9 protein-coding genes and 1 tRNA gene are annotated in these 10,459 nt (G+C 51.7%); 5 read left to right on the top strand and 5 right to left on the bottom strand.

What is annotated here, in order from left to right:
* Nucleotides 1-56 precede the first annotated feature (56 nt).
* The 4 genes from U868_RS0101745 to rpsU form a co-directional block, all read right to left on the bottom strand.
* Nucleotides 57-133 (bottom strand) — tRNA-Ile (locus tag U868_RS0101745).
* 202 nt (nt 134-335) lie between these two features.
* Nucleotides 336-2,234, bottom strand: coding sequence for an RNA polymerase sigma factor RpoD (gene rpoD / locus U868_RS0101740; RefSeq protein ID WP_275886613.1), 1,899 nt, complete (start codon nt 2,232-2,234; stop codon nt 336-338).
* 136 nt (nt 2,235-2,370) lie between these two features.
* The gene (gene dnaG / locus U868_RS0101735) at nt 2,371-4,107 is read right to left on the bottom strand and encodes a DNA primase (RefSeq protein ID WP_024474555.1); all 1,737 of its coding nucleotides are present in this window, start codon (nt 4,105-4,107) and stop codon (nt 2,371-2,373) included.
* 111 nt (nt 4,108-4,218) lie between these two features.
* Nucleotides 4,219-4,434 (bottom strand): 30S ribosomal protein S21, encoded by a 216-nt coding sequence (gene rpsU / locus U868_RS24360; RefSeq protein ID WP_004240446.1) that lies wholly within the window; start codon nt 4,432-4,434, stop codon nt 4,219-4,221.
* Between the two features lie 449 nt (nt 4,435-4,883).
* Between rpsU and tsaD the strand changes: the two genes are divergently transcribed.
* Complete coding sequence (tsaD, locus tag U868_RS0101725; RefSeq protein WP_004236396.1) at nt 4,884-5,903, top strand: tRNA (adenosine(37)-N6)-threonylcarbamoyltransferase complex transferase subunit TsaD; 1,020 nt, start codon at nt 4,884-4,886, stop codon at nt 5,901-5,903.
* A gap of 35 nt (nt 5,904-5,938) precedes the next feature.
* Here the strand turns inward: tsaD and plsY are convergent, their stop codons facing one another.
* On the bottom strand, nt 5,939-6,595 hold the full coding sequence (gene plsY / locus U868_RS0101720; RefSeq protein WP_004240442.1) for a glycerol-3-phosphate 1-O-acyltransferase PlsY: 657 nt from the start codon (nt 6,593-6,595) through the stop codon (nt 5,939-5,941).
* A gap of 108 nt (nt 6,596-6,703) precedes the next feature.
* Here plsY and folB point away from each other — a divergent pair, with 108 nt between their 5' ends.
* The 4 genes from folB to hypD all read left to right on the top strand — a co-directional run bounded on the left by folB (nt 6,704) and on the right by hypD (nt 10,458).
* A complete protein-coding gene (gene folB / locus U868_RS0101715) occupies nt 6,704-7,057 on the top strand; it encodes a bifunctional dihydroneopterin aldolase/7,8-dihydroneopterin epimerase (protein WP_025151784.1) in 354 nt (117 codons plus the stop codon).
* 144 nt (nt 7,058-7,201) lie between these two features.
* Nucleotides 7,202-8,023, top strand: a complete 822-nt coding sequence (bacA, locus tag U868_RS0101710) for an undecaprenyl-diphosphate phosphatase (RefSeq protein WP_024474559.1) — start codon at nt 7,202-7,204, stop codon at nt 8,021-8,023.
* Nucleotides 8,024-8,280: 257 nt separating this feature from the next.
* Nucleotides 8,281-9,318 (top strand): hydrogenase nickel incorporation protein HypB, encoded by a 1,038-nt coding sequence (gene hypB / locus U868_RS23320; protein WP_025151782.1) that lies wholly within the window; start codon nt 8,281-8,283, stop codon nt 9,316-9,318.
* Between the two features lie 9 nt (nt 9,319-9,327).
* Entirely contained in the window at nt 9,328-10,458 is a 1,131-nt protein-coding gene (gene hypD / locus U868_RS0101695) for a hydrogenase formation protein HypD (RefSeq protein ID WP_025151781.1), read from the top strand.
* Nucleotide 10,459 lies beyond the last annotated feature (1 nt).

Raw genomic sequence — 10,459 nt, 5'->3', positions numbered from 1 at the left:
GTAAAAAAGCCACCCTGTGAAGAGTGGCTTAATACACTGATAAATCAGTGAAAATTTGGTGGCCCCTACTGGACTTGAACCAGTGACCAAGCGATTATGAGTCGCGTGCTCTAACCAACTGAGCTAAGGGGCCGAGTGGGGATGATTATACTGCCTGTTTCCGGCGGGGTCTAGCGTTTCTTGTCTATCTGACTGTTTTATGAGCGGAATATTGACTTCGGAAAATGATTAATGTGCGGTGATTGTGTAAATGAATGACTGTTTGTCCGGTAATGGGTCAGCATAAAAAAGGCGCCGTTAAACGGCGCCTGATAATGCTCTGATCCTCAAGCGGATTATTCGTCGAGGAAGCTGCGTAACACTTCAGAACGGCTCGGGTGGCGCAGTTTGCGCAGTGCTTTCGCTTCAATCTGACGGATACGTTCGCGGGTAACGTCAAACTGTTTACCCACTTCTTCCAGCGTGTGGTCAGTATTCATATCAATACCGAAACGCATACGCAGTACTTTTGCTTCACGCGGAGTCAGACCAGCCAGTACTTCATGAGTCGCGGAACGCAGGCTCTCTGAGGTGGCTGAATCCAGCGGCAGCTCGAGGGTGGTATCCTCGATGAAATCCCCTAAGTGCGAATCTTCATCATCACCAATCGGCGTTTCCATTGAGATTGGCTCTTTGGCGATTTTCAGCACTTTGCGGATCTTATCTTCCGGCATCAGCATCCGCTCTGCCAGCTCTTCCGGTGACGGCTCACGGCCCATCTCCTGAAGCATCTGACGGGAGATACGGTTGAGTTTGTTGATAGTCTCAATCATATGCACCGGGATACGGATAGTACGTGCCTGGTCTGCGATAGAGCGGGTAATCGCCTGACGGATCCACCAGGTGGCATAGGTTGAGAACTTATAACCACGACGGTATTCAAATTTATCAACCGCTTTCATCAGACCGATGTTACCTTCCTGAATCAGATCCAGGAACTGCAAGCCACGGTTGGTGTATTTTTTCGCGATAGAGATAACCAGACGTAAGTTCGCCTCAACCATCTCTTTTTTCGCACGGCGGGCTTTCGCTTCACCGATAGACATGCGGCGGTTAATATCTTTGACCTGTTCAATGGTCAGACCGGTTTCTTCTTCAATCTGACGCAGGCGTTGCAGGCTGCGTTCAACTTCTTCCGCGATATCCTGCAGCTTTTCAGACCACGGTTTGTTCATCGCGACAGCAGCCGTAAACCAGGAATCACTGGTTTCATTGCCGGTGAACAGGGTGATGAAGTTTTTCTTCGGCATTTTGCTCTGCTCAACGCAGAGTTTCATGATGTAGCGTTCCTGCTGACGGACACGATCCATCATTTCACGCATGTTGTTGACCAGGTGGTCAAACTGTTTCGGAACTAAACGGAACTCTTTGAAAACTTCAGAGAGCTGCTGGATTTCCGCATTGGTGTTCGGGTGGTCGCGGCCGTGAATTTTAATCTGCTGACGCGCTTTTTCATGCTGCACACGCAGCGCTTCGAATTTCTGACGAGCCAGTTCAGGATCGATGCTGTTATCGTCATCGCTGTCACTGTCATCCTCTTCTTCTTCGTCTTCGTCGTCGTCATCTTTGTTTAATTCTTCGGCCGGCAGCTCAGAACCGATGTTGGTTGCGGTTGGTGCCAGATCTTCTTCCGCGTTCGGGTCAACAAAGCCGGTAATCAGGTCAGAAAGACGGACTTCGCCTGCTTCAACGCGGTCGTACTGATCGAGTAAATACGTGATTGCCTCAGGATATTCAGCAACGGAACACTGAACCTGATTGATGCCATCTTCGATGCGCTTGGCAATGTCAATTTCGCCTTCGCGGGTCAACAGTTCTACCGTCCCCATCTCACGCATATACATACGCACAGGGTCAGTGGTCCGGCCAATTTCCGATTCTACACTTGAGAGGACTTGTGCTGCAGCTTCGGCTGCATCATCATCGGTGTCTGTTGAATTCTCTGCCAGCATCAGATCATCAGCATCAGGTGCTTCTTCCATTACCTGAATGCCCATGTCATTGATCATCTGGATAATATCTTCGATCTGATCAGAATCGACGATATCTTCAGGCAGATGGTCATTGACTTCAGCATAGGTCAGATAGCCTTGCTCCTTACCACGGGTGACAAGAAGTTTCAGCTGTGACTGCGGGTTTTGCTCCATAAGACGGTATCCACACTTCTGAGTATTTAGGTTTGTGTTGGTCGGCAAAACAACTTAGCCAGCAACAATAACAATCAAGGATTTCTTTTCTTCGGCCATGAACCTTGGTGACATGGCATGCAGGGCTGTTCCTGCTGTCTGCGGCACTTAAGCCGTTATATTCATCATAGTTTAATAATAATACTTATTGCCGGACCCGTACGAGAAGGCTCACTTCATTGCGCTCTTCCGGGGTCAGACCTTCTGTCCGCTCTTTGGCGATCAGGAAGTTAAACCGGTCATTGAGAGCAGATACCACCAGATGATTTAACGCATCTTTGAAGGTTTTTTCTGCTATCTCATCTATCTCTATATCGTTCCATCCGGCCAGTTTTTCAAGTTGTGGCGCTAATTTATTATCACGGTAGTGTTCCAGTAACTGACCGGTGGTCAGCCCGGGTTGTGATAAACAGGTATCAATCAGTTCCCTGAATAATGAAAAACCGGCAATACGGCTGGTATCAATGGATTCCAGCGGTGGCACTAATTGAGCAAACTGCGGATTCTGCACCAGCAGGGCAATCAGGATCCGCATGGTGGTCGGTTTCAGCTTCGGGGCCTGATAACCGGGACTGTTTTCACTCTGGCGGACAGCCTGTTTGAGCTGTGTGATATCCGGTAATCCGAGTAAATTGCCCAGATCCTGCAATAAAAACGCCTGCTGTGCTTCACCCGGCACGCGGCTTATCAGCGGCATGGCGAGGGCATTCAGCTTGCTGCGCCCCTCCGGGGTGCTCATATCCACCTGGCGCAGCAGGGTATCGAACAGAAACTGAGACAGACTGTGAGCCTCATTCTGCCGCTGCTCAAAAGCCTCACGGCCTTCGCGGCGTACCAGTGAATCCGGGTCATCACCGTCCGGTAAAAACATAAAACGAAGCTGCCGCCCGTCATTCAGATGAGGAAGGGCCGTTTCGAGTGCCCGCCAGGCGGCTTCGCGTCCGGCGCGGTCTCCGTCGTAACAACAAATTATGGTATCAGATGTCCGATAGAGCAACTGTATGTGCTCTGCCGTTGTCGATGTCCCGAGTGAGGCCACCGCATAATCAATACCGAACTGTGCCAGGGCAACCACATCCATATAGCCTTCCACCACAAGGATGCGGGACAGTTCGCGGTTATTCTGCTGCGCTTCATACAGCCCGAATAACTGACGGCCCTTATGAAAAATATCGGTTTCCGGTGAGTTCAGGTATTTCGGCAGTGCGTCATCAAGAACACGTCCGCCGAAGGCAATTACCCGGCCGCGCCGGTCGCGGATAGGAAACATCACACGTTCCCTGAAGCGGTCATAGCAGCGGCCGTTATCATTGACCACTAACATGCCTGCATCCAGCAACTGCTGACGGTCATCCTCACTGCGGGCAAAGCGTTTGAGGACGTTGTCCCATCCGGCGGGGGCATAGCCGATAGCAAACCGGCTGATAATCTCCTGACTCAGACCCCGGCGGTTCAGGTACTCACGGGCATGACCGGCGTTATCGGCCTGTAATGCATGGCGGTAAAAGCTGTCCAGTTTTTCCATCAGCTGATACAGATTCTGGCGCTGATGTTTTTCTATCTGGCTGCTGCCGCTTCCGGTTTCATAAGGAACATCCAGCCCGTGCATTGCTGCTAATTCTTCGATCGCCTCGACAAACTCGAGCCGGTCATAATTAATTAAAAAATCAATAGCATTGCCGTGGGCACCACAGCCGAAGCAGTGGTAAAACTGTTTATCGCTGCTGACTGTAAAAGAGGGAGTTTTTTCGTTGTGGAAAGGACAACACGCCTGGTGATTTTTACCGTGTTTTTTCAGCGGCACCCTGACATCGATAAGATCGATGATATCGGTTCTCGCTAATAAGTCGTTGATAAATGTGCGTGGAATGCGCCCGGCCATAACCCCTTTTTCGCCTGTCTGATAACGATAATAAGCCGCGCTTCCTTCCGGAAACACGGCCATTAACTGCAACTACTGCGGTCTGACTAAGTTGCGGCGCGGCCGCAGCGATTAGTACAGACGAGTGCGACGTGCGTTTTCGCGAGCCAGTTTCTTAGCGTGACGCTTAACAGCAGATGCTTTAGCGCGTTTACGTACAGTCGTTGGTTTTTCATAAAACTCACGACGACGTACTTCAGCTAATACGCCTGCTTTTTCGCAGGAACGTTTGAAACGACGCAGTGCAACGTCAAATGGCTCGTTTTCACGTACTTTAATTACCGGCATGTGCCTCTCACCTCAATAAATAGGTCTGTACTGGCGTTATGCCAGTTGTCTTTAAAATGGTGCGGAATTTTACTTCAATGTGACCCACGTTGTAAAGTGCTGTGGATAATCAGACAGAGAAATACCCCGGATTTGGTCCGGTGTTACCGCCGGGACCGGATCCGCACACCCGACAGGGGTTTTACAGAGGGTGCAGATTATAGCGGATACGCGGTGATTTGTCAGCAACAGAAATCCGTTATGCAGGGGAAAAGTGTGTGGATAACTGTGTTCATCCTGTGAATAAGCGGTTTTTGCTGAATAAAAATACGGCAGAAAAGCCCCGTATTTCACCTTAATACCTGTCAGCACGTCATTATGGTGATACACTGCATTCTTTGCGGAGACGGATTTGCGTTCTGCTGTCCGCCGCCAGTCCCGTCAGTTTTTGTTCCAGCGAGTTAAGTCCCATGCGAGTGTTAGGCATTGAAACGTCCTGCGATGAAACCGGAATCGCAATTTATGATGATGAAGCCGGTTTGCTGGCTAATCAGTTATACAGCCAGATCAAAGTCCACGCGGATTACGGCGGCGTGGTGCCGGAACTGGCATCCCGTGACCATATCCGGAAAACGGTGCCGCTGATTCAGGCAGCACTGAAAGAGGCCGGTCTGACGGCACAGGATATTGATGCGGTGGCCTATACCGCAGGACCGGGGCTGGTCGGGGCGCTGATGGTCGGGGCAACAGTCGGCCGTGCACTGGCGTTTTCCTGGGATGTCCCGGCGGTGCCGGTTCACCATATGGAAGGCCATCTGCTGGCACCGATGCTGGAAGAACATCAGCCGGAATTTCCGTTTGTCGCGCTGCTGGTATCCGGCGGTCACACACAGTTAATCAGTGTGACCGGTATCGGTGAATACACACTGCTGGGTGAATCTATTGATGATGCAGCCGGGGAAGCCTTTGATAAAACAGCCAAATTACTGGGGCTGGATTATCCGGGCGGGCCTGCACTGTCACGCATGGCAGCGCAGGGCACGCCGGGGCGTTTTACCTTCCCGCGTCCGATGACCGACCGGCCGGGGCTGGATTTCAGCTTCTCCGGGCTGAAAACCTTTGCTGCCAATACCATTCATCAGAATGATGATTCAGATCAGACCAAAGCAGATATCGCCCGTGCTTTTGAAGATGCGGTGGTGGATACGCTGGTAATCAAATGCAAACGCGCGCTGGAGCAGACCGGCTTTAAACGGCTGGTGATGGCAGGTGGCGTGAGTGCAAACCGCACACTGCGTGAACGCATGGCGCAGACACTGCAGAAACTGGGCGGAGAGGCATTCTACGCCCGTCCTGAGCTGTGCACGGATAACGGTGCGATGATTGCACTGGCCGGGATGATCCGCTTCAAAGGCGGGATGCGCAGTGAGTTAGGGGTGACCGTCCGTCCGCGCTGGCCGCTGGCTGAGTTACCGCCGCTGGACAAATAATCTCCGGACACAAAAAAGGCGCTTCAGCGCCTTTTTTAATCCTCTTTTTCCTGCTCTTTCGCTTCCTGAATTATCTCTTTATCCGTTTTGGCCCGCTTTTTCTTCAGCTTCTGCCAGATGCGGCTTTCCTGCCCGCGCCACAACCGCTGGATATTGTCATGATGGCGGATCAGCACCAGACAGGAGAGCATGGCGACCGGGAAGGTAAACTCCGGTTTGAACCACCAGACATAAAACGGAGCTACCAGCGCACTGACAATTGCGCCTAATGATGAGTAACCACTCAGCAGCACGGTCAGCAGCCAGGTGCCGGCAACCAGTCCGGTCAGATCCCAGCCGATGGCGGCAATCGACCCAAATGCCGTTGCCACGCCTTTTCCGCCTTTAAAGTGGAAAAATACCGGATAAATATGGCCTAAACAGGCAGCAATGGCGATAATGCCGAGGTAAAAATACGGTATTTGCAGGAGGTAGGCGAGCCAGACCGGCAGCATACCCTTGAGAACGTCGCAGATAAGGACACCGGCAGCCGCCAGTTTGCCGCCGATGCGCAGCACGTTGGTCGCCCCCGGGTTTCCGGAGCCGTGATGCCGCGGATCCGGCAGTCCCGCAAGACGGCAGATCAGGATCGCACTGGAAATTGATCCCAGCAGATAAGCGAAGATGATCATACCAAGCGCGATTCCACTCATGCTTCTCTCCTGACAGACGGTAAATTATAGTTATTGCTCCCCATGGATAATACGCATATTTCATGGGAAGTGATATCCGATGAGCATAAAAAAACGGGGTAATTGCGGATGGATGTTGTTTTTATTAAGAAACTTGTTGTTTTTACAACGATTGGTGCTTACGACTGGGAAAAGGATATTACGCAGAAATTGGTGCTCGATATCGAAATGCACTGGGATAACAAACGCGCATCTGAGAGTGACGATGTGGAACATTGTCTCGATTATGCCAGTGTCAGCACCGCTATCCTGAATTATGTACAGACAAGAGCGTTCGCGCTGGTGGAACGTGTGGCGGAAGAAGTGGCGTCATTATTGCTGACAGAGTTCGCTACACCGTGGGTGCGTATTCGTGTGGCTAAACCGGGGGCGGTGGCGCAGGCGGAAGAAGTCGGTGTCATGATTGAACGAAGTGCGGGCTGATATTGTCATAATGCCGTCAGCGGAACTGTCATAAAAGCGCTGAGGGTGTCATGAAACTGTCACACTTGCGTCATATGCTGTCCTCCGTATCCGGCATTCCCGCGTCCGGGAGTGCCTTATTTTATCTGCCATACAGGGCGTTATATGGGCGATATCACAAGTTTACTGCATGCATTGATTCTCGGGGTTGTTGAAGGGTTAACCGAATTCCTGCCGGTGTCATCAACCGGTCATATGATTATTGTTGCTGAGCTTATCGGCTTTACAGGCGATAAAGCGAAAACGTTTGAAGTGGTTATCCAGCTCGGTTCCATCCTGGCAGTGGTTTTCCTGTTCTGGCGGCGGATGTTTGCCCTTATCGGCATTCATTTCGGCCGGGTTCCCCATGAAGGGCAGACGCAGGGAAAACTGAATTTACTCCACATTATTATTGCTATGTTACCGGCGGTGGTTCTCGGTTTACTGCTGCGGGATCAGATCAAGTCTCTGTTTAATCCGGTGAATGTGATGTACGCGCTGGTTGCGGGCGGTATCCTGCTGATTGTGGCGGAAGTCTTTAAGCCGAAGAAGGTGCAGGCCACAGGTCTTGATGACATCAGCTACCGTCAGGCGTTTGCCATCGGCTGTTTCCAGTGCCTGGCATTGTGGCCGGGATTCTCCCGCTCGGGTGCCACCATCTCCGGCGGTATGCTGATGGGGATCAACCGTTACACCGCGTCAGAGTTTTCCTTTATTCTGGCCGTACCGATGATGATGGGCGCGACAGCACTGGATTTATACAAAAGCTGGCATTTCCTGAGCAGTTCGGATATTCCGATGTTTGCGGTCGGTTTCCTGGCGGCGTTTATTGTGGCCTTGATTGCCATGAAAACCTTCCTGTCACTGATTAAACGTATCTCCTTTATCCCGTTTGCTATCTACCGCTTTATTGTGGCTGCTGCTGTTTACGTGGTCTTTGTTCACTGAGTTTCGCGTAAACACATCACTCTTTGCGCAGGGAAAATCCATCTGACCTGCGCAAAGTCAAAGCGGGCACTCTGCAGATTTGCTAGTAATATAATTAATAACGGATACATAAAAGCCGGTAATGGTTTACCGGCTTTTATGTGTAATATTTTATTTATGTTGACTGCCCGACACAGCGTGATCAGATGCTCCGCACCTGTCACGAATCTGACCACAATGCCGCGCCGGAGCCAATAAATCGAGCAGGAGTCAGGATTATGTGCAGCACATGCGGTTGCAGCGAAGGAAACGTGCAGATTGAAGGTCACAGCCACGACCACCACGGCCATGATCACCATCATCATGACCATGACAACCATTCCCGCCCTGTCATTATTCATCACCACCACTATCATCATAACGGTGATGTAAATCACTACTATTATGACGGCCGTGAAGCCGGTGAAGAGCATGAGCACGAACATGCTCATGATCATCATCATTCACATGATCATGAACATGCGCACGACCACGGTCATGACCATGATCACGCAGCGGCTTTTGCGCCGGTAGTTGATAAAGACAATATGCATTACGGGATGGGCGAAGCGGGCACACACGCGCCGGGCCTGACCCAGAAACGGATGGTACAGATTGAGATGGGGGTGCTGGATAAAAACAACCAAATCGCCGTCCATAACCGTGAACATTTACAGGAGCAGGGCATTCTGGCGCTGAACCTGGTGTCCAGCCCCGGCTCCGGCAAAACCACATTACTGACCCGCACACTCAATTACCTGAAAGACAAAATCCCTTGTGCCGTGATTGAAGGCGACCAGCAAACCACCAATGATGCTGAGCGGATCCGCGCAACCGGTGTACCGGCGATTCAGGTTAATACCGGCAAAGGGTGTCATCTGGATGCACAAATGGTGCATGACGCTATGCATCATCTCGGACTGAAAGATAACAGCCTGTTATTTATCGAAAACGTCGGTAACCTGGTCTGCCCGGCCGGTTTTGATCTGGGTGAGCAGCATAAAGTGGCGATTCTGTCAGTGACAGAAGGTGAGGATAAGCCACTGAAATACCCACATATGTTTGCTGCCGCAGACCTGATGCTGATTAACAAAATCGACCTGCTGCCGTATGTGAATGTCAATATTGAAGCCTGTGTGAATGCGGCACGCCGTGTGAATCCGGATATCGATGTCATTGTGCTGTCAGCCACTACCGGTGAAGGAATGGATGAATGGGTTGCCTGGTTGCAGGATCGCCTGAGTAAGGTGAAGCAGCAGCGCAGTACGGCGGAATAAGGGATTTCTATGCGTTTTGTTGATGAATTCCGTGATCCGGCACTGGCAGAAAAACTGCTGGCGCAGATCCGGGAAGAGATGGCTTCGTGGCCGCATCCGCTGAAACAGCCTTTGCAGATTATGGAAGTGTGCGGCGGACATACGCACGCCATTTTTAAATTCGGGCTGGATAAACTGCTGCCTGATTCCGTGGAATTTGTTCACGGGCCGGGCTGCCCGGTCTGTGTGCTGCCGATGGGGCGTATTGATGCCTGTCTGGAAATCGCAGCCCGTCCGGGGGTGATTTTCTGTACGTTCGGGGATGCCATGCGCGTTCCCGGACGCGGCGGTTCACTGCTGGATGCCCGCCGTCACGGCAGCGACATCCGTATTGTCTATTCCCCGCTGGATGCGCTGACCATTGCCCGTGATAATCCTGACAAAGAGGTTGTTTTCTTCGGACTGGGGTTTGAAACCACCATGCCGGGCACGGCGGCGACCTTACAGCTGGCGAAAAAAAACGGACTGAAAAACTTCACCGTTTTTTGTCAGCACATCACCATTATCCCGACGCTGCGCACACTGCTGGAGCAGAAAGATGTGTTTATCGACGGCTTTATCGCGCCGGGGCACGTCAGTATGGTGATTGGCTGCACGCCGTATCAGCCGCTGTGTGATGAATTCGCCAAACCGTTTGTGGTGACCGGCTTTGAGCCGCTGGATCTGCTGACCGCCATTCTGATGGTTGTCCGCCAGCTGAAAAAACAGGCACAGGACAACCACGCGCTGATGGCGGTGGAAAATCAGTACAGCCGAATTGTGCCGGAGCAGGGGAACCTGCTGGCACAGAAAGCACTGGCGGAAGTCTTTGAACTGAAATCCAGCAGTGAATGGCGCGGACTGGGTAATATCGCGGACTCGGGTATTCAGCTGACACCGGCTTACCATGAATTTGATGCTGAACGCCGCTTCCGGCCGCAGCCGCAGTCTGTTGCTGATAACCCGCAGGCGCGTTGCGGGGATGTATTAACCGGCCGCTGCAAACCGGTGGACTGTCCGTTATTCGGCAACGCATGCACACCGGAAACAGCACTCGGCGCACTGATGGTCTCCTCTGAAGGGGCTTGTGCCGCTTATTATCAGTACCGGCGCGGAGAATAAC

Source organism: Morganella morganii H1r, from assembly GCF_000633515.1.
In the GTDB taxonomy this organism is placed as follows: Bacteria; Pseudomonadota; Gammaproteobacteria; order Enterobacterales; family Enterobacteriaceae; genus Morganella; species Morganella morganii_B.
The sequence above is the reverse complement of the archived record's forward strand: the minus strand, read 5'-3'. Positions and strand labels throughout refer to the sequence as shown.

What these genes read in the sequence shown, in the direction of transcription:
- dnaG (WP_024474555.1), bottom strand. Translation starts at nt 4,107, where the DNA reads ATGGCCGGGCGCATTCCACGCACATTTATCAACGACTTATTAGCGAGA.
- rpsU (WP_004240446.1), bottom strand. Translation starts at nt 4,434, where the DNA reads ATGCCGGTAATTAAAGTACGTGAAAACGAGCCATTTGACGTTGCACTG.
- tsaD (WP_004236396.1), top strand. Translation starts at nt 4,884, where the DNA reads ATGCGAGTGTTAGGCATTGAAACGTCCTGCGATGAAACCGGAATCGCA.
- plsY (WP_004240442.1), bottom strand. Translation starts at nt 6,595, where the DNA reads ATGAGTGGAATCGCGCTTGGTATGATCATCTTCGCTTATCTGCTGGGA.
- folB (WP_025151784.1), top strand. Translation starts at nt 6,704, where the DNA reads ATGGATGTTGTTTTTATTAAGAAACTTGTTGTTTTTACAACGATTGGT.
- bacA (WP_024474559.1), top strand. Translation starts at nt 7,202, where the DNA reads ATGGGCGATATCACAAGTTTACTGCATGCATTGATTCTCGGGGTTGTT.
- hypB (WP_025151782.1), top strand. Translation starts at nt 8,281, where the DNA reads ATGTGCAGCACATGCGGTTGCAGCGAAGGAAACGTGCAGATTGAAGGT.
- hypD (WP_025151781.1), top strand. Translation starts at nt 9,328, where the DNA reads ATGCGTTTTGTTGATGAATTCCGTGATCCGGCACTGGCAGAAAAACTG.